This is a genomic window from Dinoroseobacter sp. S76, from assembly GCF_049801095.1.
Taxonomy (GTDB): domain Bacteria; phylum Pseudomonadota; class Alphaproteobacteria; order Rhodobacterales; family Rhodobacteraceae; genus Dinoroseobacter.
In genome coordinates, this window is sequence record NZ_JBNAGH010000001.1 from 412035 (window position 1) to 434397 (window position 22363).

Below are 22363 nucleotides of genomic sequence, written 5' to 3' on the forward strand. Positions count from 1 at the left end.
GGGCACGTGGGGGCCCTTGGGTGGGGACACGGGGGCGGGCTTCAAAAGAGGCCCGCCTCCTTCGCGATCATGGCCGCCTGGGTCCGGTTCTTGGCGTCGATCTTGCGGCAGAGGGTCTTCACATGGAGCTTGATCGTCACCTCCTGCAGATCCAGCTCCCGCGCGATTTCCTTGTTCGACAGGCCACGACAGAGACCGCCCAGCACCTGATGCTCCCGCTCCGAGAGCTGCTTGGCGAGTGGGATCTCGGCCACCTCCTCCTCCGCATTGAGGAAATCGAGGGGCACATAGGTCTCCCCCATGGCCATGAATTTCACCGCATTCACCATGGATTTCGCCGCCATGGTCTTGGGCAGAAATCCGATCGCACCTGCATCAATCGCATCCTGCGCGATCACCTTGGAGGCCGTGCCCGACATCATCGCCACGGGCCGACCGAAGGACGCATCGATGGCCTTTTTCAGCCCGTCCAGACCATCCATCCCCGGCATGGTATAATCCAGCAGCACGAGATCATAGGCGATGTCATTGCTGATCTTCTCGCAGGCCGCGTCGAGAGACCCGCAGGTTTCCACCTCGAACCCGCCCTCGGCCTTCAGGAAGGAGGCGAGGGTTTCAAGAACAAGGTCGTGGTCATCGGCAAGCAAAACGCGCATGGCAAGAGCCTCAGTTGGGGTCTCCATGATATTCCGAAAGAACAGAAGATAAATGGTTAAGGTCCGTTGGTTTCGCCAGAACCAGATTGACCGTGCCGTTTGTGATACGCGGATCGGACAAACGCCGTGCCAGCGCGGTCACGAGGATCACCGGAATCGCCGGGTTGGCGCGCTTGACCCGTTCGGCCACATCGCCGCCATTCATCTGGGGCATGTCGTAATCGGTCACCACGGCGGACCAGGCCTCAGGCTCCTCTTCGACCGCCTCCACCGCGTCCCGCGGATCGATGCAGACCGCGACCTCGGCTCCTTGCGCCTCGAGATAGGCGGCAGCAACCGCGGCCACATCCTCGTCATCATCCACGAGGATGATCGTCTGTCCGCCGAGGTCATGGCGCGTGGAAGTGGGCCCCGCCTCCCCCACCTCGTCAGGCGAGGTGGTGGGCCAGTAGACCGAGACGGTGGTCCCCTCCCCCAGGGTGGACCGGATGCCTACCGCGCCGCCGATCGCCTGCACCTGCAGGGAAACCATGGCGAGGCCCAGCCCGGTCCCATGACGCCCCTTGGTCGAAAAATAAGGCTCGAACACCGCTTCGAGCTGTTCGGGGGCGATGCCGCTGCCGGTGTCGGACACATCGATGCGCACGTAACGGCGCGCGGGCAGAAGCTCCCCCACATGCACCCCGTCGATACGCCGCCCGGACAGGCTCGACACCTCCAGCGCGATCTGCCCATCCGCGCCCCCGATGGCATCGCGCGCGTTGAGCACGAGGTTGACGATTGCTTGAGTCAGCGCGCCAGGATCGCCTGAGAGCGCGAAGCTCCCCTCCCCCGTCTCCATCTGGAAGGCCACACCGGCCGGCAGGCTGGGTTCCACCAGCGCCGGGATGTCCGCGATGGCCGAGCGCAGATCGAACGTACCCTGAGCATCATTGTTCGCCCCGATGTCCAGCAGGCGATTGACCAGCTTCGCCGCTTGCGTCCCGGCGGTGGAGATCCGGTTCACATGGGCCTTGAGACTGTCGGTCAGCTGCTCTTCCAGCCCGATCAGCGTGGCCGAGCCATTGATCGCCGAGAGCAGATTGTTGAAATCATGGGCAATCCCGGCGGTCAGCTGTGCCGTGGCCTCCTGCCGCTGGAGTTGCTGCAACCCCTGTTTGAGATCCGCCTCGCGGGTCTCGTATTCGAGCCGGTCGGTAATGTCTCGGAACACGATCACGGTCCCGCCACTGTCGAGCACCGTGCCCGTCACCTCATGGGTGCGGGTCTTGCCCTCTTCCTGACGCTCCAGCGTCATGTCAAAGGGTTCCTGATTGGCCGATTGGGTCTGACCGTCATAGCGCGTGTACCAGGTCTTGCCCAAAGCCGCCGTGGGCGAGGAAAATCCCAACAGATCCGAGGCCGCTCGGTTGAGGAAGGTCAGCCGCCCGGCCCCATCGGTCACCGCGATACCGTCCTGTGCGGCCTCGATCGCCGCGAGCCGCTGCGACAGCAGCCGTTGCGCGGATTTCATCGGGGTCACATCCGTCGCCGAGAGCACCATGCCGCCATCGGCAAAGCTCGAGGCGCGGATCAGCACCGTGTGACCATCGGGCAGATCGATCTCGCGTCCATTGGGCAATTGCGACAGCGCTTCCAGATCCGGCTGGGTAAGAAGCGTCGTCACCCGCCCTGGCAGATCCTCAGACGCGTCGAGATAGGCCGCCCAATTCTCTTCAAAGGTCGTGCCGACGGACCAATCCACATTGGGGGCAAAGAAGATGTCCCGCGTGGCATCGTTGGAAAACGCCACCACATGGCCGGGCTCGAGCACGAGAAAGGCGTCTTCGGTCGCCGTGAGCGCCCGCGCCATCTGCGCCCGTGTCTTGTCGCGCTCGGCGGCGGCGTCGACCCGGCCGCTCACATCGTTCTGGGTGGCCACCAGATTGACCGTCTCACCCGCCTCATTCTCCACCGGGAAAAGGGTCAGCTCATTCCAGAAGAGGCTGCCATCCTTGCGCTGGTTGCGCAGCAGGAACTGGCCGGGCGCATTGTCCCGCACCGCGGCGCGGAGCCGGGTTCGCTCCGCCCCATCCGCGGGCTCCGCCGAAAGGAACCGGCAGTTTTCGCCCAAAACCTCCTCAGCCGAGTAGCCGGAGATCTCTTCAAACGCGCTGTTCACGTAGATCAGAGGGCGCTCATCCCGGGTCGCATCGGCGATGGCAAAGCCCGAGGACGAGCCCTGGATTGCCGCCGCGAGGAGCTTGTTTTCCTCGGCAATCTTGCTCCCTTGCAGGGCGCGCAGCGCGAGGCCCGCCAACCGCTCCACAAGGCTGAGACTGCCCTTGGCGAAGGCGGGCGGCTTTGCCTTGAACGCAGCCAGCGCGTAGCGGCGCCCGTCGGAATGGAGTGGGGCGCATTCAAAAGCGGTGTAGCCCGTGATGTCGAGATCCCCGCCCCAGGCCCCTGTCACGCTCAGATCGATGATATCCCGCGACCGCGCGGCCAGATCAAAGGGCGGCACAAGGCGCTGGCCGAGCACGCGCGGCTCGTCACTGGCGGAGATCGTAAAGCCGCCCTCGCCATCAATCTCGCCCAGTACCGCGAGATCGGCGCCGATCTTGTTGCGAAGGGAGACGAAAATGCTCGCGAGGGCATCCCCAGGGGTGCGCGCGCTGGAATATGCCTCCAGGCATTCCAGCAATTTGCGCGTCTCGCTGAGGGATTTCGCCTCTCGTTCGCGCAGGAGCTGCAATTCGAGCAGCGCCTCGCGCAGCCGCTCATCTTCGGCCATGCTACGGGTCCCTTAAGCTGGGTTACCCGAACACTATGCAGGAAATCATTAAGTTTCCATGCCGGTTTCCGGCGCCGATGATCTGCCCTTGCTCGCCAAAGGTGAAAGTGCCGAGGAAAGGCGCCGGACCAAGAGAGTCCGCGACCCCGGCCACAACCTCGTCGAGACGGTCCCGCACTGAGAGCATGCAGCCCCCGCAATAGACCATCAATGCGCCGGCAATGGGCGCGGTCTCCATGCTGCCCGCAGCGCGCGCAAGGGCGGCGACCCGCCCGGCCCGGTCAATCAGACCCGCCTGGGTGCCGGTCATGAAGGTCAGAACCTCGCCCTTCTCCACGGTCGCAAAAAGCTCCAGCGCGCCGGTGGTCTCCGCCGCGGCGGGGTGGGCCAGCAGGTAGGAGGGCAGACCGTCAAGCTCAGTCACCTTGCGGCCAAGGGGCGAGAGGGTGCTGTCCGAAAGGATCGATTGCGGGCCGGTCTTGGCCGGGTCGAGCGCGACCGCGCCTTCGCACCACTCGCCATAGACCTCAAAGGCCGGACGATGGTCGATCTCCAACACGCGGCGGCCTTCGATCTTGGTGGCCGTGCCGGATTTCTCCGTGGGGGAATAGCCGTTGTGATAGGCGAAGGAGACCGGGCGCGAGGGGAACATGACCGTGACGACCACACCCGCTGCTTCGCTCCGGGATTTGTCGAAGACGAACCAGTTGCCGGCCACGTCATTATCCGCCGCGCTGCCGCCAATGATCGGGACATCCGTACCGATCACCGACTCGATGCCCGCAAGGATCGCCTCTTCGGTACCCGGCGTGCTGGAGACCCAGACCAGCTCGGGCTTCTCGCCCAGCCGGTCGGCGGCCGCCAGCGCCTGCATCGTGGCGGCGCGCGCGGCACTGTAACTGTCGGGATCGAAGGGCAGCATCGCCGTGCCGTAAGCCCCGTCCGGGTCATCAATGGCGAAGATCGCGAGCCCGTCGGTCACACCCTCATGGCTCATGGCGCCCAGGCAGGAGGTCGCGCCATGGACCTGACCCGCACATTCCACGAGCCCCAGAGCTCGGGGGTCGGTGGCGCAATTGCCATGCACTGCAATAAAACTTGCGCCGTGCAGCTCCTGCACGGCCCCGGCCTCGGCATCCGCCGCGATGGAAAGAACTCTGATCTTCATATCCGCCAACCTATCGATACGGGCGCACCCTACCCCGCGCCCTGCGGCGTCGGGGATCAACTCGGTATAGCGGCCTATACCAACGTATAGTTTAAGCCGGGTAAGCGGCCTGAACCATGGCCTCGGAGAGCCCGCCATAGATCTCGGACCACGCGGCCTCGTCCTCGGGCGTGAACTCGGTGCCGAGCACGTGCTTGAGAGATTTGATCAGGGCCGCCCCGACCGAGGCGTATTGATCCGGCGTCACCCCATAGGCCACATGGCGGATCGCAAGGTCCCGCGCAGCCGGCATCAGCGCATCGGGATCCTCCAGATGGTCCACCACAAAGCCCAGCGTTTGCACGAGCTTGCGCCCCTGCAGGTCGAGATCGCCGACAAAGAGCGGCTTGGTCGTCGGATCCCCGCGAAAGAGGTTCGCATAGAAGATGCGCGCTACATCCTCGGAGAGGGGCGCGACTTGCGCCCAGGTCTTCTGCACGCGGTGGGTGGGGGTGGTGGTCACGGTGCTCTGGCTCCTTGGGTGGCTCGGCAGCGGGTTGGGGGAGTTAAACAGCCCCCGGCGCCCCCTGTCCATGGGGCGCGCGCGGATCACGGTCTGCGGGATATCCCGATGGGTCCGGTTCTATCCCGATGGCTAGAAGATTTACCGCTGCGTGCGGGATAGCACGAGGGCCAGCAAAACGAGGTTCCTGTCATGAAGATGTCCCTGATTTCCCCCCTGCTCGCCCTCAGCCTTTGTGCGTCCCTCGCCGGAGGCGGCGCGCTGGCCGAAACCGGCGCAACGCTCAAGGCGCAGAAGGCGCGCTACAGCGCCGCCATGGCCCTGCGCGCGGAGGCCCCCGAAGAGGCCGCGGCCGCCATGATCGCCCTGGCGCAGGCTGGCTATCCTCGGGCCATGGATCGGCTCGCCTATTTCCACACCAAGGGCCAGGGTGTGCCGCTGGATCTGGATGCGGCCCGCGCGCTCTATGAGCAGGCCGTGGCGGCCGGCTATGAAAGATCGCTGATCTCTCTGGGCAAGCTGGCTTTGAAGAGCGGTGATCTGGAGCTCGCGGAGGACAGTCTCCGGGAAGCCGTTGCAAAGGGGGTGGACAAGGCCGCGCCGGTGCTCGCCTGGGCCCATGCAACCGACCGGCTGGGGGAGCGCTCGGACCCTGCGCGCGGGATCGCGGAGCTGCGCCGTCTGGCCGCGCAGGACAGCCGGGATGCGCAGATCTTTCTGCTCGCGGGCCTTCTGAAGCAACCTGACGCTCCCGGGGCCGCAGCCGAGGTGCTGACCCGGCTCGAAACGCGGGCCGCGGAGGGGGACGCCAAGGCGGCGGAGGGTTTGCTGCGCTACTACCGGTTGCGCGGTCTCGGGTCCGAGACCGCGGGGACGCGCGCCGCCCTGCTGGAGACGCCCGGCATGCGCGCGAAGATCCGGGTGGAAGAAGGGCTCTACCTTGCGGTCGAGCGTGAGCCTGCGCGCTTCTGGCTGGCCTCCGAAGCGCTGTTGAACTCCGCGCCGAACCCGGTCTTTGCCCGGGCACTGACAGTCACCTCCAAGCTCAACAAGAACGCCTATATCCGCGTATTGCAGGCGGAGCTCACGGCTCTGGGCTACCGGACGGGGCGGCCGAGCCCGTATCTCAACGCGCCCCTCATCCGCGCAGTGAACGCGTTCTGCCGCGACACGGGCATCACGGATAGCTGCCGCCTCGGCCCCCTGAAATCGGTCACGATCAAGGCCGTGGCCGCTGAACTGGCCGCAAGACGCGCACCGCCCGTGGCGGGCTAGGCCCCTTCCCGCGAGACGCGCCCCCCGTCGTGGCGGATTTTCTCCGCCGCGACGGAAGGGAGTTGCATTACCCAAGTAAATCTGTCAGGATTATCTCATCCCAGCCAAGCCCTTGCCTGAGCCCGGTCCGAACACGAACGGAGATCTGATGCGCCCGCGACGCGCATCGCACCGGCGGAGGCCTGCTTGCTGTACTTTCTGACCCTTTCCGACACCCCGCGCCCAAGATGGGGCTTTGATGCCTTCTGGACCCCGGAAACCAGTGACTTCTGGAAGGTGTCCGATGCCCACTAGTCGCAAACCCACGGTCGACGCCTGCTGCAACCGCGCGCAGGAGACCCAGGCCACTCGCCTCGACGATACGGATTTCTGCGAGCAGGAGCTGATCATCCTGCAAACCGCCCGGTATTTCTTCGACAGCTTCGCCCATCCGCAAGGCCAGAGCTGGATCCTCGGCTTTGACTGCCCCGGCAATCTCTATGGCGAGGTCGAAGGCCCGCGGATCGCCGCGCTGATCCTCGACAGCGTGCAGGCCATGCGCATGGCGCGGCACTCCTGCTTTCGGTTCAACAACCCCCATTGCGTGGGCTGCTCGCAGATCCTGTCGGAGCATGAACGCCTCTTCATGCGCAGTTTCACCGCTCTGAGGGAGGGTCGCCGCCCGGTCGCCTTCTCCTACGCGATGCTGCTTTGCGAGATGAACCCGGTGGATTCGTTCCTCGCCGCGCAGCTGCGGCTGCTCAACGCCACGGCAGAGCGGGAGCTGGCCACCGCCTCCTGAAGCGCCCTTGCCCTGCGCGGGACCACGTACCGCGGGCCCAAACGGCGCGCCCCAACTTCGAAGGACGATCCGCATGCTCGACGCCCATGACATCCGCGAAGCCCGCAGCCAGCGTCCCGGCCGCGCCCGGGATATTGCCGATGCGCTCGGCATCTCCGAAGCCGCATTGGTCGCGGCAGAGGTCGGGCACCGGGCCGTCGCCCTGCATCCCCATCCCAACACGCTGATCCCCGCTCTTGGGACATTGGGGCCGATGATGGCGCTGACCCGGAACGAGGCCTGCGTAATCGAGAAGGACGGGGCCTATACGGACTATCATGGCGGCGAACACGCGACGATGACCCTCAATGCAGGGATCGATCTGCGGATGTTCCCCCGCCATTGGTGCCACGCCTTTGCGGTTGTCGAGGAGGTCCGGAGCGGGCTGCGCCACAGCGTGCAGGTCTTCGATGCGGCGGGGGATGCGGTCCACAAGGCCTATCTGCCGACGGAGACGGATCTCAGCGGGTGGGAGGCCCTCAAGACCGCCTGCACCCTGCCCGCGCAGCGCGACACGCTGGATCTGGAGGAGCGCGTCCCGCCCGAGGCCGCCAGGATCAACCTCGAGAAGCGCGAGATCCTGCTGAAGGAATGGGCTCGGCTCACGGACACTCATCAATTCCTGCGGCTCTGCGCCAAGCTCAAGATGAACCGGTTGGGCGCTTACCGGATCGCCGGCGCTCCCTTCGTGCGCGCCCTCGCCCCGGAGGCGGTCGAAGCCCTGCTGACCGGAGTGCAGACCGCCGGATTCGACATCATGCTCTTTGTCGGCAATCGCGGTTGCATCGAGATCCATACGGGTCCGATCCGCCGGATGGAGCCCATGGGGCCGTGGCAAAACGTGCTCGATCTCGGCTTCAACCTGCATCTGCGCCGCGACCGGATCGCCGAGGTCTGGCAGGTCGAAAAGCCCACGCAACGGGGGCCAGCGGTCTCGGTCGAGGCTTTCAATGCGGAGGGGTTGTTGATCCTGCAGATGTTCGGCGTGCCCAAGAAGGGCAACGACACCCGCACCGCCTTCTCCGAACTGGCCCATGGATTGCCCGACCGGGAGCCCGCTGCATGATGTTCCGCATTGCCCTTTTGATGTTTCTTCTGGCGGGTCCCGTACTCGCCTCTGACCGGGTTCTGACCATCGGTGGAGCGCTGACCGAGATCGTCTATGCCCTGGGCGAAGAGGGCCGGCTGGTGGGGCGGGATGCGACCTCCACCTATCCCCCCGCTGCAGAGGATCTGCCCGATGTGGGTTATATGCGAGCCCTCTCCCCCGAAGGTGTGCTGAGCCTCGCCCCGGATCTCATCATTGCCGATGAGGGGGCTGGCCCGGCAGAGGCCTTGGATGTTCTTACTTCCGCGCGTGTACCGATTGTGTTTGTGCGCGATGAGCCGAGCGCGGACGGCCTCATCGCCAAGATTGACCAGGTCGCCGAGGCCCTTGGCGTGCCCGAACGCGGGGCTGAGCTCGCCGCGCAGGTCCGGGCCGATCTCGATGCCGCAAAGGCGCAGGTGGCCGAACTGGCGGGTGACAGGCCCAAGCGCGTGCTCTTCATCCTCTCGACCCAAGGGGGCCGGATCCTCGCCTCGGGCACGGAGACGGCAGCGGCCGCGATGATCGAGCTGGCCGGGGGCGTGAACGCCAATACCGGGTTCGACGGCTACAAGCCCCTGACCGATGAGGCCGTGGCCGCCATGGCCCCCGATCTGATCCTGATGATGGCCCGTGGCGGCGATCATGGCATGGCGACCGATGCCCTGCTGGCCCTGCCCGCCTTGGCCGCAACGCCTGCGGCCCGGACCCGGGCGGTGGTGCAGATGGACGGACTCTTTCTTCTGGGCTTCGGGCCGCGCACGGCGCAGGCGGTGCGGGACCTGTCCGGCGCGCTCCATGGCAGCTGAGCTGTCGCAAAGCCCGCCGCTGCGCGCGCCTCAAGGGACGCGGCATAGGCGGGCCCTGCGGCTGCATCTCTGGCTCTGGGGATTTCTGATCCTTGTCTCGATCCTGTCCCTCGGGATCGGCGCGGCGGGCGCCCAAGTGCGCCTCGCGCTGCTCGACTGGATCCGGACCGGCACGCTCGATGCGGGAGCGCGGGTGATCCTGTTTGACATCCGCCTGCCCCGTCTGGCGCTGGGGCTGCTGGTGGGCACGGCCCTCGCGGTGTCGGGCGCGGTGATGCAGGGGCTCTTTCGCAACCCGCTCGCGGATCCGGGTCTGGTGGGGGTCAGCGCGGGCGCAGGTATGGGCGCGATCCTGGCGATCGTGCTGGGCGCGGCCTTGCCTGCTGCAATCCTGAGTGTGGCCGGGGACTACCTGGTCCCGCTTGCGGCCTTTCTCGGCGGCTGGGGCAGCACCCTCCTGCTCTACAAGGTCTCCACCCGGCGGGGCCGGACCTCGGTCGCGACCATGCTGCTGGCGGGGATCGCCCTTGCGGCGCTGACCGGGGCGCTCTCGGGCATTCTGGTCTATCTGGCCGATGATCGGCAATTGCGGGATCTGACCTTCTGGGGGCTCGGCTCTCTCGCCGGGGCCACATGGATCAAGGTCGCCGTGGCCGGACCGCTCATCGCGCTGGCCTTTCTGTCGGCGCCGCTCCTGGCGCGGGGGCTGAACGGGCTGACACTCGGGGAGGCCGCGGCGGCCCATATGGGCGTGGCGCTGGAAAGGTTGAAAACCGGCGCCATCCTGATCGTGGCCAGCGCGACCGGCGCGGCAGTGGCCGTCTCTGGCGGGATCGGCTTTGTCGGGATCGTCGTGCCCCATCTGCTGCGGATCGCCGTGGGACCGGACCACAGGACGCTTCTGCCGAATGCGGCGGTGCTGGGGGCAAGCCTTCTGGTGCTGGCCGATTGCCTCAGCCGCACGATCATTGCCCCGGCGGAGCTGCCGATCGGGATCGTCACCGCCGTGCTCGGCGCGCCGGTCTTCCTGTGGATCCTGTTGCGCGCACGAGGGGTGGTGGATCTGTGAGCCTCGAGGCGCGGAACATTACCGTCCGACTGGGTCGGCGCGCGGTTCTCTCAAACATCGCGTTCTCCGCGCAGGCGAGGGCGCTGACGGCTATTGTCGGGCCCAATGGTTCCGGCAAGACCACCCTGCTCCGGGCTCTGGTGGGCGAGATCCCGGCGACCGGGTCCGTCCGTCTGAACGGCGAAGAGGTCGCGGACGCCAAGCCCTGGGCGCTCGCCGCACGGCGTGGGGTGCTGCCGCAGGCGGCCTCTCTGGCCTTCCCCTTCTCAGTGATCGAGGTGATCACCATGGGCCTCGAAGCCGGGCGCCACGCAGCGCGCCGCACCCTGCCCCAACAGGCGCTGCAGCAGGTCGGGCTGAGTGGCTATGAGGACCGGTTCTATCAAGAGCTCTCGGGCGGCGAGCAGCAGCGCGTGCAACTGGCCCGCGTATTGTGCCAGGTCTGGGAACCGATGCTCGATGGCGCGCCAAGCTGGCTTTTCCTCGATGAGCCGGTCGCCAGCCTCGATATCGGGCACCAGCTCGGCATCATGCGGATCGCTGCGGATTACGCCGCGCGGGGCGGGGGCGTGGTCGCGGTGATGCACGATCTGAACCTCACGGCGATGTTTGCCGATGCGGTGTGCTTGCTCAAGGACGGGGCGGTGCAGGCTCAGGGCAAACCCCAGGAGGTGCTGACCAATGGGATCCTGACGCGCGCCTATGACTGCCCTTTGCGGGTCAACGCGGCGCCGCCTTCGGACATTCCGTTCCTGTTGCCTCAGGCTGCGGGTCGGATCTAGACGCGCTGGAGGACCGCGCCCCGGCGGCTATTCCGGGTCCAGCGGCGGCAAACGCGGCTCGAAAATGCAGGACTTCACGATGCTCGTATTGGTCTCCGCCCGGTCATGCAGGGGCAGGATGATCTCATCCAGCTCTGCCACATCCCGCAGCATCAGCCGGGCGACATAGCAGTCATCCCCCGTGACCCGGTCGCAGGAGACAAAGCGCGGCTGTTCCTCGATCATCCGCTCGACATTGCGGAGCTGTCCGCTGCGCGGCTTGATCCGGACAAGCGCCTGAATTGTATAGCCAAACCGGCGCAGATCCACACCCGCACTGAAGCCCGTGACATAACCGTCCTGCTGCAATCCGCGCAGCCGCTCCCCCACGGCAGGCCCGGAAAGCCCGACCTCCTTCCCGATATCGGACAGGCTTGTGCGTCCCTGGGATTCGAGGATCTCCACAATGCGGCGGTCGGTCTGGTCGAGCACTTTTGACATGAAGGTCAAGTACCACATTCTCTGAAGATACAAAAGCCAGGACCTGAATTTGGACGCGATACTGGAGGGACACCCGCCCAGCGCCTTCGGTAGACTGGGTCAAACACTTGCAGGAGCATTTCATGGAAATCAAACGCATCGCCGCCTTCAGCCAAGGCACCGCAGGCGGCAACCCGGCGGGCGTCGTGCTGCTCGACGCGGCAGCCCCCGCCGAGGATATGGCCCGTGTCGCAGCGGAGGTCGGGTATTCCGAGACAGTCTTTGCTGTCGCCCAAGACGCCGCGAAATCCCGCTGGCGCGCGCGCTACTTCTCGCCGGAATCCGAGGTGCCCTTCTGTGGCCATGCAACGATCGCGCTCGGCGCAGTGCTGGGGGAAACGGTTGGCGCGGGCACCTATCAGCTCGCGCTGAACGAGGCGGAGATCAGTGTCGAAGCCACCCCCAGCCCCGATGGGATGATGGCCACCCTGTCTTCGCCCCCGACCCGAAGCCGCTCCCTGAAGGACGCGGAGCTGCGGGAGGTCATGGCCCTGTTTGGCCTCACGTCGGAGGATCTCGACCCGCGTCTGGCCCCGGCGCATATCCACGCGGGCGCGGATCACGCGGTGCTGCCCCTCAAGGATCGGGCCCGGCTCGCAGCCATGGACTATGATCTGAACGAGGGGCGCGCGGTGATGCGGGCTCATGGGCTGGTCAAGGTCATGCTGGTCCATATCGAGGGGGATCAATCCTTCGTCGTTCGCAATGCCTTCGCGTCGGGCGGTGTCCTCGAGGATCCAGCGACGGGCGCGGCCGCGGCGGCCTTCGCGGGGTATCTGCGGGACAGCGGCTGGCCCCATGGGGGGCAGTTCACCATCCGGCAAGGCGAGGATATGGGCAGCCCGTCCGAGATCCACGTGGCGCTGGAGGAGACCAAGGGCGCCTCCGTCCGCGTCTCGGGTCGTGCCCGGACCATCGCGTGATCCCGCTTCCCGATATCGTTGCGGAGTACATCGCCGCCTATAACGCGCGGAACGTGAAGGGCATGCTCGCGTGCCTGTCCGATGAGATCGCCTTCAGCCATTTAGAGGATGGGATCGCCGTGACCGAGAGTGTCGGCAAGCCCGCCTTTGCCGAGTTGGCGGTGCTGGGTGCCCAGGCTTTCGAGATGCGGCACCAGCGCGTGACCCAAGCAACCACTACAGGGCCGATCACGCGCGTTGAGCTTGTCTTCACCGGGCGGGTAGCCACGGATCTGCCCAATGGCTGGACAGCAGGGCAAGAGGTCCGCGTCCGCGGCAGTTCGGAGTTTCATCTCAGGGACGGACGGATTGTTCGGCTTGTGGATGAGACCCTGAGCGTGGAGGCGTGAGCTTGCCGATCCGCGCGCCGCAGGAGCGCCGGTCCAATCCCGTTGCGTGCGGCGTCGCGCCCGCCGGTTCTCCCGAGAGGGGCGCCTGCTGCCAGTGCTCAAGCAAACGCGCAGGGGGGCGGCCATGCCCGACCAGCTCCAGGCGCTGATCACCTTTGCGCTCGTCGCGACCGCCTCTCCTGGTGGGGCGACCACGCTCGCCACGGCCTCGGGCGCGCGGTTCGGGTATCGGCGGAGCCTGCCTTTGATCCTCGGGATTGCGGGGACGCTGGCGTGCCTCGTGGCCCTGTCCGGCACGAGCCTTGCGGCGGTCCTGCTGGCCATGCCCGGGCTGGACACGGCCGCCAAAGGGATCGGCTCGATCTACCTGCTATGGCTCGCCATGCGGATCGCGGGTGCGGGCGGGCCGAGCTCGGAGGATCCCAAGGGCGCGCGCCCCTTGGGCGCTGTCGGGGCCGGCGCGCTCCTGCTGGTGAACCCCAAGGCCTGGGCGATGGCTCTGGGCGTTGCGTCGTCCTTCTCAGAACTGACGCCAGACCCGCTGCGCCTTGGCAGCCTGCTGGCGGCGGTGTTTCTGGCATCGGCCTGCCTGTCGCTCTCGCTCTGGGCCATGGCCGGGCGTCTTCTGGCGCAGCGTTTGAGCAGGCCAGTGCATTGGCGGCTCTTCAACGGGGCCATGGCGGTCCTGCTCGCAGGCGCGGTGATCCAACTCTGGCTCTAGGGGCATCGCGATGACGCCCCCTGCCCGCCTCCGGTCCCTAGGCCCGCGCCGGACCGACCCGCCCGGTGCAGGGCCCGAACCCGATCCGGTACCCCTCGCCCAGCGCCGCGCCATAGAGCGAGAGCGTATCGCCATCGGCGATGAAACTGCGCGTCTCGCCCGTGTCGAGCTGGAACGGTTCCTTGCCGCCCCAACTCAGCTCCAGAAGAGAGCCGCGGTTCTCCCGCGCGGGGCCCGAGATGGTGCCCGAGCCGAGCAGATCCCCGACCCGCATGGGACAGCCCGAGGAGGCATGATGGGCCAGCTGCTGGGCGGCGGAGTAATACATCTCCTTGTAATTCGTGCGTGCGATGATCGTCTCGGCGCCCCCGTCCGGCGCGAGCCCGACCTGCAGATCGATATCATAAAGCATGGGCCCCGTGTCCTGCAGATGGGGCAGCAGCGCCACCTCGCGCGCCGGGGTGGCCGCGCGGAACGGCTCCAACGCGGCGGCAGTCACGATCCAGGGACTGATCGTCGTGGCGGTCGCCTTGGCCTGAAACGGGCCGAGCGGCTGATACTCCCAGGCCTGAATATCCCGGGCGGACCAGTCGTTCAGCAGTACATAGCCGAAGATATTCGCAAAGGCCTCATCCACACTGAGCGGCCCGGTGGAAGGCTGGCCAACAATCGCGCCCATCTCGAGCTCGATATCAAAGCGCTGGGAGGGGCCAAAACGCGGGGCGGCGTCCTGTGGCCCTTTCAGCTGGCCATGGGGGCGCGTGATCTCGGTGCCCGAAACCACGACGGAGGACGCCCGCCCGTTATAGCCGATAGGGATATGGAGCCAGTTGGGCGGCAGCGCGTTCTCCGCCCCCCGGAACATGGTGCCCACATTGGTGGCATGGTGCCGACCGGCGTAGAAATCCGTGTATTCCGTGACCGCGAAGGGCATATGGAGCGCCACATCGCTTAAGGGGATCAAATGGGGCGCGACCGTCTCGCGCTGCGCCGCACCTTCGGACAGCAACGCGGTGAGCTCCGCCCGCAGGCGCTGCCACGCTTCCGGGCCCAGGGCCATGAATGCGTTCCAGCCCGCTGTGCCAAGCACGCCGCCAAAGCTGAGAAGTCCTTGCGCCTCCAGCCCGGCCAAATCCAGAACCTGATCCCCGATCGCAACGCCACATCGCGGCGCCTCGCCGGGGCGCGAGACCATGCCGTAGGGCAGATTGTTCAGGGGAAAATCGGTCTCGGCACGATTGGCGCTCTCGACCCAGCTGCGGTGCAAATTGCTCATGTCGGTGTCCTCAGGCTGCATCCGGCTGCGCGTCAGGATGCGCGGCGGCAAAGGCCGGCAGATCCAGGCAGCGGGCTTCGATATCGGTCAGTCGCGCCAGTCCGCTGAGATCCATGTCCCAGCGATGGGCATTGTAGAGCTGCGGGATCAGGCACAGATCGGCCAGACCGGGCGTGTCGGCAAAGCTGAAACGCGGGCCCTCGGGCAAGAGCCGCGCATAGGCCCGCAGGCCCTCTGTCATCCAATTCGTCATCCAGGCGACCACCGCCTCTTGCCCATGCCCCATGGCCTGCAGCTTGCGCCCGACCTTGAGGTTGTTCAACGGATGAATGTCGCAGGCAATCACCAGGGCGGCGGCGCGCACCTGCGCGGCCTGCGCGGCGTCCTGCGGCAGAAGCGGCGGCTCCGGGCAGACCTGCTCCAGATATTCCAGAATGGCCATGGACTGGGTCAGGGTCATCCCATCGGCCAGCGCGAGGGTCGGCACCCGGCCCAAGGGGTTGCGTGCAAGATAGGCGGTCGAGCTCTGCGCGCCTCGCAAAAGATCAATGGGCACAGTCTCATAGCTGAGCGTCTTGAGGTTCAACGCGATGCGCACGCGGTAGGCCGCGCTCGACCGCCAATAGCTGTAGAGGGTCACTTGGGCCCCGGCGTTCCGTCGAAATGCTTCTCAAGGCTGGTCCAGCAATCGATGTAGTCGTCCTGCAGGGGCGCCTCCTGTGCCGCAAACGGTGTCAGGTGCTGCGGAAAGCGCGTCTCGAACATGAAGGACATGGTGTTGTCGAGCTTCTCGGCCCCGAGATCCGCATTGGTCGCTCCCTCGAACGCCTCCCGATCCGGCCCATGGGGCAGCATCATGTTATGCAGGCTGATCCCGCCCGGCACGAACCCCTCGGGCTTGGCGTCATAGATGCCATAGATGTTGCCCATGAGCTCGGACATGATGTTCTTGTGATACCAGGGCGGACGGAAGGTGTCCTCGGCCACCATCCAGCGTTCGCGGAACAGCACGAAGTCGATATTCGCCGTGCCCGGACTGCCCGAGGGCGCGGTCAGGACCGTGAAGATCGACGGGTCCGGGTGATCAAAGAGCACCGCCCCAACCGGGCAATAAGCGCGCAGGTCGTATTTCACCGGCGCGTAGTTCCCGTGCCAGGCGACAATGTCGAGCGGACTCTGATCAATTTCGGTGACATGGAACTGCCCGCACCATTTGACGGTGATGGTCGAGGGCACTTCGCGATCCTCAAACGCCGCTACAGGCGCCTTGAAATCCCGCGGGTTGGCCATGCAATTGGCCCCGATCGGACCACGCCCCGGCAGCTCGAACTTCTCGCCGTAATTCTCGCAGACAAAGCCCCGGGCCGGGCCGTCCAGAAGCTCAACCCGGTAGACCAGACCGCGGGGGATGATCGCGATCTCCTTGGGCTCCACATCGAGGATGCCGAGCTCGGTGAAGAACCGGATGCGCCCTTCCTGGGGAACCACCAGCAGCTCGCTATCGGCGGAAAAGAAGTAGTCATCCACCATGCTCGCCGTGACCAGATAGACATGGGTGGCCATGCCGACCTGGGTGTTCACATCCCCCGCCGTGGTCATGGTCCGCATGCCCGTCACCCAGGTCAGGCGGTCTTCTGAGGCCTCCACCGGGTTCCAGCGATACTGACCAAGACTGATCACATCGGGGTCGATGCAGGGCGCGCTCTTCCAATAGGGCAAGTCGATCTTCGTGTAGCGTGTGGAGTGCTTCACCGAAGGCCGGATGCGATAGCACCAGGTCCGCTCGGGCGGGTGCTTGGTGAAGGCCGTTCCGGACAGTTGCTCGGCATAAAGACCATAGGCGCAGCGCTGGGGGCTGTTCATCCCCTGAGGCAGCGCGCCCGGCAGCGCCTCGGTCTCAAAGTCATTGCCGAAACCGGGCATGTATCCGGGGGTGGTGCCATTGGTGATGGCTTGCTGGATGATCTTGCGATGGTCTTGAGCGGTCATGGTCTGTCTCCGAACGGGGGAGGGAAAGTCAGGCGCGATAGGCCGGGAGCGGCGCGCGGTCTTGCAGCTCGATCATGCGGCGCAGCATGGTCTCGGTGAGAGCGGCGCGTGCCGCCTGAGCCTCGGGCGCGGCAAAGAGATTGCTCAGCTCGTGGGGGTCCTGCCGCAAGTCATACATCTCGCCCCAGTCTTCGCCCTGGCGCAGGGACATGCGGTGACTGTCGGTCACGATGGTGCGGACCCGTTGCGGGCGGTCAAACCCGGTCATGACGCGCTGGCTGTCTTCCTCGACGATGATGGCCTCGGGCGGAGGTGACGCGAAGAGGTCGCGCCCCTGAAGCCCGTTGAAGGGCTGGATCCCGGCGCGCGCGAGGATGGTGGCGGAGATGTCAATCGAAGACCCGAGCCCCGCATCGCAAACCGCCTCTGCCGGGCGGGCGGGATCGTGCCAGATGAACGGGACCCGAATGATGCCCTGGTAATGCAGCAGAAGCTTCAGCATCAGCCCGTGATCGCCCATGTAATCACCATGGTCGGAGGTGAAGATCACCACCGTATCCTCGGCCAGCCCCAGCGCCTCGAGCCGTTTCAGAACCCGTCCGATCGCGTCATCGATCATCGTGATCATGCCATAGGTCAGCGCGATGATCGCCCGTGCCTCTTCCTCGGTCACCGCGAAAGGGTTCTGGTTGTCGCGCGGATCCGTGCCCTGGCTCAGGGCCGCTTGCATCGCCTTGATCGGCGGCAGATCCCCTTTGCCAAAGGAGGCCGGCAGCTCGATCTCCCCCGGGTCGTACATGTCCCAATAGCGACCCGGCGGGGTGAAGGGGTGGTGCGGATCCGGAAAGGACATCTGGAGGAAAAACGGCGCCTCGGACTTGGCCTGCTCGGCAAGCCAGGCCTCGCTGCGATCCGCGATCCAGTTCGTGGAATAGAGCTCCTCGGGCACCGCCGTGCGCCAGGCTTGCGGCGCATCGATGCGATTGTCCGGCAGGGCGTTGTCCGGTCCCACAAGCGTGTCGAACTCCGCCCGCGCGTCCCGCGCCCAGAGCAGATAGTCGCCCGAGGCCTGATCCCCGTGATCGGCGGCCACCTCCACATGGGAGAACCCGTAGAAATCCCCATCCAGGCGATCCGCCAGCGGTGTGTCCCATTGAGGCGCCACTTCCAGATCGTAATCCGGCGAGTGGCGGTTGTTCTTGTAGGCGTCCTGAAGATGGGCCGAGGGGGCGCGGAGCCCCTCCCTGGCTTCGAACTTGTTGGTGGCAGGCAGGCCGGTAAAGCTCTGCAGATGCGACTTGCCGATCAGGCCCGTGGCATAGCCCGCGTCGCGCAAGAGCTCGACAAAGGTGGTGTGATCCTTCGACAGCGGGATCCCGTTATGGCGCGCCCCATGGACCGAGCACATCCGCCCGGTCATGATCGAGGCGCGGTTCGGCATGCAGATCGGGTTGGCCACATAGAACCGGTCCCAGCGGGTGCCCCGGGTCGCGAGCCCGTCGATATGCGGGGTCTGCACCACCGTGTTGCCATAGCATCCCAGATGATCCGCGCGATGCTGATCGGTGATGATGAAGAGGAAGTTTGGACGCTTGGTCATGACGCTCTCCCGGTGGACAGATCCGCGCTGCGACCCGCGCGCAGATCGATGGCGATCAGAGCGATTCCTATGGCGACCGCCGGCAGGTGAATAAGCGGATCTGTCGCAAGACAGGCAAAGGACGCCACAAAGCGCAATCCGATCTCCGGCACGCTCAGCTTGCGCCGGTCAAAGCCCGATAGCGCCGAGGAGAAGAGCCAGATGCAGAAGCAGGTCCGCGCCACGATCCAGATGAACGGGAAGAGGCTGAACTCCTCGATGATGAGGATCGTCGGGTAGAAGGCGAAGATGAAGGGGATGATGAACTTCGCCATCCCCAGCCGGAAAGACATGAAGGCGGTCATCAGCGGGTTTGCCCCGGCAATGGGGGCGGCCGCATAGGCCGCGATGGCCACGGGCGGGGTCAGCGAGGACGCCACCCCGTAGTAAAAGACGAACATATGCGCCGTCAGCATGGACACGCCCAGCGCCTGGATCGCAGGCCCCATCACGAGAATAATGATCAGATAGGCCGGCAGGGTCGGCATCCCCATGCCCAGCACCAGCGCGCCCAGCATCGCCACCAGCAGGGCGGAGAAGAGGCTCTCCCCCCGGATCTCGGCGATGACATTGGCCAGCTTGAGCCCAAGGCCCGTGGAATCGAGCGAGCCCACCAGAATGCCGATCGCGGCGATGGCGATGAGCAGGGTCGCACCGGATTCCGCCCCTTTGAGGAAGGACCGCCAGACCCGCATCGGATCGCGCCGCACATCCGGGTTGATCACCGACAAAGCCAGCAGGACCACCACCGCATAGAAGCCCGCCGCAGAGGTCGAGAGCCCCATCAGGAGCGAGCCGATCACCACCGCAATCGGCCCGGCAAAGAGCACAGAGTTGATGTAATCGGTTCGGGTGATGCGGTCGTCGATGGTCAGAGGCTGCACCTCGATCCCTTGACGCCGCGCCTCGACCGTCACGGCCGAAAACAGGCTGAAATAGTAAAACAGAGCAGGCAGCAGAGCCGCCACGATGATGTTCAGGTAGCCCACCCCCGTGAGATCCGCCATCACCAGCGCCGCCGCTCCCATGATCGGCGGCATGATCTGCCCGCCGGACGAGGCCGTGGCCTCAATCCCTGCCGCAAAGGTCGGCGAGAAGCCGCGCTTCTTGATCATCGGGATGGTGAAGGTCCCGGTGCCCACGATATTGGCGACAGTGGAGCCGGACATGGTGCCGAACATCGACGAGGCCAGGATCGCCGCATGGGCCGGGCCGCCCCGCGTGCGGCGCGTGGCGAGAAAGGCGAATTTCAGCAGGGTATCCCCGGCCCCGGTCCCTTCAAGCAGGACCCCGAAGATGATGAAGATGAACACCGTGCTCAGCACGATATTGGTGATCGACCCGAAAACGCCCTTGTTGGTGTTGTACCACAGGGCTTCAGCGACCTCTTTGAGCGAAAAGCCCGCATGGGACAGGATCCCCGGGAGGTCCTGCCCAAAGAGCAGATAGAGCACCCCGAACGCCCCCACGGCGAAGAGCCCCCAGCCCCAGAGACGCCGGCAAAGCTCAAGAAACACGATCAGCCCTGCCAGCGCGGGCCAGGCATCGCGCGTCGTCACATCATAAAGCGCGGTCTCCATCTCGGTCTGCACGAAGTGGAAGGACCAGATCGACCAGAGCCCCGCGATGAGAAGGCCCATATCCACAGCCAGATGCAGCGGTGTCAGCGGCTTGCCACTGGCGATCCGTCGGTTCTGAGACACGGTGATCCCGACCAAGAGGGCCAGGGCGAAGCCGGCAGCCCGATGCAGTTTCGGCTCGATCAGGCCAATGCCCGAGCTGTAGATCGTGATCACGCCAAGGGCGAGGCAGGACAGCATAGCCGCGATCGCGAACACGCGGATCGGGACGCTGGCGGTGGGGGCAGCATCATCGGTCATGATGGGGGCTTTCCTTGGGATGCAGGGCAGCAGAGGCGCGCGGTCGCGCCCCTGCGGGACGAGATGCGCTTAGGAACCGGGTCGCAGGGCGTCCGGGATCGCGATCCCTGCTTCGTCATAGTAGCGCACCGCGCCGGGATGCAGCGGCACATTGACCGAGGTGAAGGCGGTCTCGGGCGTCACATCCTTGAGGAAAAACGCGGTCGCATGCACCTCCGAGAGGTTCTCCCAGAAGGCCTTCGTGGCCTGATAGACCACATCCTCGGAGACCTCCGCATTGGTGCCGATGAACTGCGTAAAGCCGAGCGCGGTGATGTCGCCGCCGGTCAGCTGTCCCTTATAGACATCACCGGAGAAGGACATCATCCCCCGCCCGGGACGCCCGAAGAGCCCCTGCATCTCTTCACTGGCGATCTTGTCCTCCGGGATCGAGAGGATGCGGAATTCGCCCGACAGACCGAAGCGCTCGATATTGGCCGAGCCGATCTCGGCGGGGCGCACCATCATGTCGATCTTGCCATCGGCCAGGGCGGCATAGCCCTCGCCCCAGCCAAGGCGCACCGCCTTGTAATCCTCGCCCGCCACATAGCCGGTGATGATCTTGATCAGCGCCTCGGACGTGGCCGAGGCCGATCCGGCGGGCGGGCCAGTGAAAACCGTCTTGCCCTTGATATCGCTCCAATCCTCGATCCCCGACCCGGCGAGCGTCACCGGGTGATAGGCTCCGGCCTTGAACCCCAGAATGGCGCGGATGTTCTTGGCCAGCTCCGGCGCGCCCGCAACCTTCTCATACATCCGTTTCTGCCCGGCCATCAGGTTGACCAGCGAGGGCACGGTCGAGAAGAACGCGATCTCGCCCTTGGCACCCTTGAGCATGGATTTCGTGAGCGTCTGGCCCGCATTCACCTGGATCTCCACATCCGCCTTGCCGGCCTGATTGGTGAAGGCAACGAACATCGTGTGGACCGGGTCGCCAACGCCTGCGGTCTCTCCCTTGAAGATTTCCGCCGCGCTCAGGTTCGGCAGGGCAAGTGCAACGGACGCGATCGCAGCGACCCGCTTTAGGTTCGTGAAAATCATGACGAAGTCCTCCCTCTTGTCGCGCAAAGCTTAACAAGGCGATTTCATCAAGTATAATCAGCAATCATCAGGCAAACATATCGAATTGATATGAAACTCGACACAAGACATCTGGCCCAGCTTTCGGTCATCGTAGAGACCGGATCCTTCCAAAGGGCCGCCGACCGGATCGGGCTGACCCAGCCCGCGCTGAGCCGCAATATGCGCACCCTCGAAGAGCGTCTGGGTGCGCCGATCTTCACCCGGGATGGGCGGCGCTCGGTGCCCAATGACCTCGGGCTGAAGCTGGCCCGCAGCGGCCTCGCGATCCGCGTGGCGGAGGAACAGGCGGGCAATCTCGCCTCCCTCGCGGCGGCGGGCTCCGCCGGGCAGTTGCGGATTGGCGCGCCGCCCATCGTCTGCGGACGGTTTCTGACCGAGATCCTGTCGCGCTTCATCGTGGAGAACCCCAATTGCGTCGTCGAGCTGCGGACCGGCCTTGTCCACGAGCTTCGCAGCATGCTGGAGCGGGGCCAGATCGACGTGGTCTTCGGCCCCCAGAGCGCGGCGGACCCGGCCTCCGGGTTGGATTTCGTACCGCTGATTGACGACTACGTGGCGATCATCTGCCGGGCCGGACACCCCTTGACCCGCACGCGGGCGATCATGGCCTCGGACCTCATGGAGCAGCGCTGGCTCGCCCATTCCCGAGGCAGCCTGCTGCGCCAGCAGACCGAGGCCGCAATGATCGCCTCCGGCATCCATCACATGCAGATCGTCTGCGAAACGGATTCGATCCGCTCGGCCCTGGAGATCGTCGCCTCCTCGGACCTGATCTCGACCATGCCCATCGCCACAACCGGCCCCTATCTGGAGGACAGGCTCGTCTTTCTGGATTTCGAGCATCCCCAGTTTCACCGCCCCCTCGGTGCGATCCAGCTGTCAAACACGCCGCCAAACCCGGTCGTCGCGAGCTTTCTGGCGGATCTGGTGGCCCATACGGGCGGGATACAGCCTCTCTGATCGG

The 22363-nt window shown here is 65.5% G+C and carries 21 protein-coding genes; 10 read left to right on the forward strand and 11 right to left on the reverse strand.

Translation table 11 applies throughout. From position 1 onward, the window contains the following. Positions 1-41: 41 nt before the first annotated feature. From ACP153_RS01930 to ACP153_RS01945, 4 genes are all read right to left on the reverse strand, one after another. A complete protein-coding gene (locus ACP153_RS01930) occupies positions 42-656 on the reverse strand; it encodes a response regulator (RefSeq protein WP_424969287.1) in 615 nt (204 codons plus the stop codon). Positions 657-666: 10 nt separating this feature from the next. Further along, entirely contained in the window at positions 667-3429 is a 2763-nt protein-coding gene (locus tag ACP153_RS01935) for a PAS domain S-box protein (RefSeq protein WP_424969288.1), read from the reverse strand. 22 nt (positions 3430-3451) lie between these two features. After that, positions 3452-4597, reverse strand: coding sequence for an FIST signal transduction protein (locus tag ACP153_RS01940; RefSeq protein WP_424969289.1), 1146 nt, complete (start codon positions 4595-4597; stop codon positions 3452-3454). Between the two features lie 91 nt (positions 4598-4688). Continuing rightward, positions 4689-5099: a globin domain-containing protein gene (locus tag ACP153_RS01945; RefSeq protein WP_424969290.1), complete on the reverse strand. Its 411-nt coding sequence runs from the start codon at positions 5097-5099 to the stop codon at positions 4689-4691. 192 nt (positions 5100-5291) lie between these two features. On the opposite strand from ACP153_RS01945, the gene ACP153_RS01950 reads away from it, so the two are divergent. The 6 genes from ACP153_RS01950 (at position 5292) to ACP153_RS01975 (ending at position 10941) form a co-directional block, all read left to right on the forward strand. Further along, the gene (locus ACP153_RS01950) at positions 5292-6374 is read left to right on the forward strand and encodes a tetratricopeptide repeat protein (protein WP_424969291.1); all 1083 of its coding nucleotides are present in this window, start codon (positions 5292-5294) and stop codon (positions 6372-6374) included. A gap of 283 nt (positions 6375-6657) precedes the next feature. Next, positions 6658-7155 carry a hypothetical protein gene (locus ACP153_RS01955; protein ID WP_424969292.1) on the forward strand — a complete coding sequence of 166 codons (498 nt, stop codon included), beginning with the start codon at positions 6658-6660 and terminating at the stop codon, positions 7153-7155. Positions 7156-7228: 73 nt separating this feature from the next. Continuing rightward, positions 7229-8260 (forward strand): hemin-degrading factor, encoded by a 1032-nt coding sequence (locus tag ACP153_RS01960; RefSeq protein WP_424969293.1) that lies wholly within the window; start codon positions 7229-7231, stop codon positions 8258-8260. Further along, the gene (locus tag ACP153_RS01965) at positions 8257-9090 is read left to right on the forward strand and encodes a heme/hemin ABC transporter substrate-binding protein (protein ID WP_424969294.1); all 834 of its coding nucleotides are present in this window, start codon (positions 8257-8259) and stop codon (positions 9088-9090) included. Before ACP153_RS01960 ends, ACP153_RS01965 begins: the two co-directional genes overlap by 4 nt. Continuing rightward, positions 9080-10159, forward strand: a complete 1080-nt coding sequence (locus ACP153_RS01970) for a FecCD family ABC transporter permease (protein WP_424969295.1) — start codon at positions 9080-9082, stop codon at positions 10157-10159. Before ACP153_RS01965 ends, ACP153_RS01970 begins: the two co-directional genes overlap by 11 nt. Next, on the forward strand, positions 10156-10941 hold the full coding sequence (locus ACP153_RS01975) for a heme ABC transporter ATP-binding protein (protein ID WP_424969296.1): 786 nt from the start codon (positions 10156-10158) through the stop codon (positions 10939-10941). Before ACP153_RS01970 ends, ACP153_RS01975 begins: the two co-directional genes overlap by 4 nt. A 27-nt stretch (positions 10942-10968) precedes the next feature. On the opposite strand, the gene ACP153_RS01980 is transcribed toward ACP153_RS01975, so the two are convergent. Continuing rightward, positions 10969-11439, reverse strand: a complete 471-nt coding sequence (locus ACP153_RS01980; protein WP_424969297.1) for an Lrp/AsnC family transcriptional regulator — start codon at positions 11437-11439, stop codon at positions 10969-10971. A 104-nt stretch (positions 11440-11543) separates the two neighbouring features. On the opposite strand from ACP153_RS01980, the gene ACP153_RS01985 reads away from it, so the two are divergent. From ACP153_RS01985 to ACP153_RS01995, 3 genes are all read left to right on the forward strand, one after another. Continuing rightward, the gene (locus tag ACP153_RS01985; protein WP_424969298.1) at positions 11544-12383 is read left to right on the forward strand and encodes a PhzF family phenazine biosynthesis protein; all 840 of its coding nucleotides are present in this window, start codon (positions 11544-11546) and stop codon (positions 12381-12383) included. Further along, positions 12380-12772, forward strand: coding sequence for a nuclear transport factor 2 family protein (locus tag ACP153_RS01990; RefSeq protein ID WP_424969299.1), 393 nt, complete (start codon positions 12380-12382; stop codon positions 12770-12772). The genes ACP153_RS01985 and ACP153_RS01990 overlap by 4 nt, the downstream gene beginning before the upstream one ends. 124 nt (positions 12773-12896) lie before the next feature. Continuing rightward, positions 12897-13493: a LysE family translocator gene (locus tag ACP153_RS01995; protein WP_424969300.1), complete on the forward strand. Its 597-nt coding sequence runs from the start codon at positions 12897-12899 to the stop codon at positions 13491-13493. 37 nt (positions 13494-13530) lie between these two features. On the opposite strand, the gene fahA is transcribed toward ACP153_RS01995, so the two are convergent. The 6 genes from fahA to ACP153_RS02025 all read right to left on the reverse strand — a co-directional run bounded on the left by fahA (position 13531) and on the right by ACP153_RS02025 (position 21357). Next, on the reverse strand, positions 13531-14769 hold the full coding sequence (gene fahA, locus ACP153_RS02000) for a fumarylacetoacetase (protein WP_424969301.1): 1239 nt from the start codon (positions 14767-14769) through the stop codon (positions 13531-13533). A 10-nt stretch (positions 14770-14779) separates the two neighbouring features. Then, positions 14780-15409 (reverse strand): maleylacetoacetate isomerase, encoded by a 630-nt coding sequence (gene maiA / locus ACP153_RS02005; protein ID WP_424969302.1) that lies wholly within the window; start codon positions 15407-15409, stop codon positions 14780-14782. Continuing rightward, complete coding sequence (hmgA, locus tag ACP153_RS02010; RefSeq protein WP_424969303.1) at positions 15406-16758, reverse strand: homogentisate 1,2-dioxygenase; 1353 nt, start codon at positions 16756-16758, stop codon at positions 15406-15408. Before hmgA ends, maiA begins: the two co-directional genes overlap by 4 nt. A 28-nt stretch (positions 16759-16786) precedes the next feature. Then, positions 16787-18358: a sulfatase family protein gene (locus ACP153_RS02015; protein ID WP_424969304.1), complete on the reverse strand. Its 1572-nt coding sequence runs from the start codon at positions 18356-18358 to the stop codon at positions 16787-16789. After that, the gene (locus ACP153_RS02020; protein ID WP_424969305.1) at positions 18355-20277 is read right to left on the reverse strand and encodes a TRAP transporter permease; all 1923 of its coding nucleotides are present in this window, start codon (positions 20275-20277) and stop codon (positions 18355-18357) included. Before ACP153_RS02020 ends, ACP153_RS02015 begins: the two co-directional genes overlap by 4 nt. A gap of 69 nt (positions 20278-20346) precedes the next feature. Further along, on the reverse strand, positions 20347-21357 hold the full coding sequence (locus ACP153_RS02025; RefSeq protein WP_424969306.1) for a TAXI family TRAP transporter solute-binding subunit: 1011 nt from the start codon (positions 21355-21357) through the stop codon (positions 20347-20349). Between the two features lie 90 nt (positions 21358-21447). On the opposite strand from ACP153_RS02025, the gene ACP153_RS02030 reads away from it, so the two are divergent. Continuing rightward, the gene (locus ACP153_RS02030; protein ID WP_424969307.1) at positions 21448-22359 is read left to right on the forward strand and encodes a LysR family transcriptional regulator; all 912 of its coding nucleotides are present in this window, start codon (positions 21448-21450) and stop codon (positions 22357-22359) included. Positions 22360-22363: the final 4 nt, after the last annotated feature.

Excerpts from the sequence above, each read along its gene's own strand:
- fahA (WP_424969301.1), bottom strand. The coding sequence starts at position 14,769 with ATGAGCAATTTGCACCGCAGCTGGGTCGAGAGCGCCAATCGTGCCGAG.
- ACP153_RS01980 (WP_424969297.1), bottom strand. The coding sequence starts at position 11,439 with ATGTGGTACTTGACCTTCATGTCAAAAGTGCTCGACCAGACCGACCGC.
- ACP153_RS01960 (WP_424969293.1), top strand. The coding sequence starts at position 7,229 with ATGCTCGACGCCCATGACATCCGCGAAGCCCGCAGCCAGCGTCCCGGC.
- hmgA (WP_424969303.1), bottom strand. The coding sequence starts at position 16,758 with ATGACCGCTCAAGACCATCGCAAGATCATCCAGCAAGCCATCACCAAT.
- ACP153_RS02015 (WP_424969304.1), bottom strand. The coding sequence starts at position 18,358 with ATGACCAAGCGTCCAAACTTCCTCTTCATCATCACCGATCAGCATCGC.
- ACP153_RS01935 (WP_424969288.1), bottom strand. The coding sequence starts at position 3,429 with ATGGCCGAAGATGAGCGGCTGCGCGAGGCGCTGCTCGAATTGCAGCTC.
- ACP153_RS02020 (WP_424969305.1), bottom strand. The coding sequence starts at position 20,277 with ATGACCGATGATGCTGCCCCCACCGCCAGCGTCCCGATCCGCGTGTTC.
- ACP153_RS01940 (WP_424969289.1), bottom strand. The coding sequence starts at position 4,597 with ATGAAGATCAGAGTTCTTTCCATCGCGGCGGATGCCGAGGCCGGGGCC.
- ACP153_RS01985 (WP_424969298.1), top strand. The coding sequence starts at position 11,544 with ATGGAAATCAAACGCATCGCCGCCTTCAGCCAAGGCACCGCAGGCGGC.
- ACP153_RS02030 (WP_424969307.1), top strand. The coding sequence starts at position 21,448 with ATGAAACTCGACACAAGACATCTGGCCCAGCTTTCGGTCATCGTAGAG.
- ACP153_RS01930 (WP_424969287.1), bottom strand. The coding sequence starts at position 656 with ATGCGCGTTTTGCTTGCCGATGACCACGACCTTGTTCTTGAAACCCTC.
- ACP153_RS01965 (WP_424969294.1), top strand. The coding sequence starts at position 8,257 with ATGATGTTCCGCATTGCCCTTTTGATGTTTCTTCTGGCGGGTCCCGTA.
- ACP153_RS01970 (WP_424969295.1), top strand. The coding sequence starts at position 9,080 with ATGGCAGCTGAGCTGTCGCAAAGCCCGCCGCTGCGCGCGCCTCAAGGG.
- ACP153_RS01950 (WP_424969291.1), top strand. The coding sequence starts at position 5,292 with ATGAAGATGTCCCTGATTTCCCCCCTGCTCGCCCTCAGCCTTTGTGCG.
- ACP153_RS01995 (WP_424969300.1), top strand. The coding sequence starts at position 12,897 with ATGCCCGACCAGCTCCAGGCGCTGATCACCTTTGCGCTCGTCGCGACC.
- ACP153_RS02025 (WP_424969306.1), bottom strand. The coding sequence starts at position 21,357 with ATGATTTTCACGAACCTAAAGCGGGTCGCTGCGATCGCGTCCGTTGCA.
- ACP153_RS01955 (WP_424969292.1), top strand. The coding sequence starts at position 6,658 with ATGCCCACTAGTCGCAAACCCACGGTCGACGCCTGCTGCAACCGCGCG.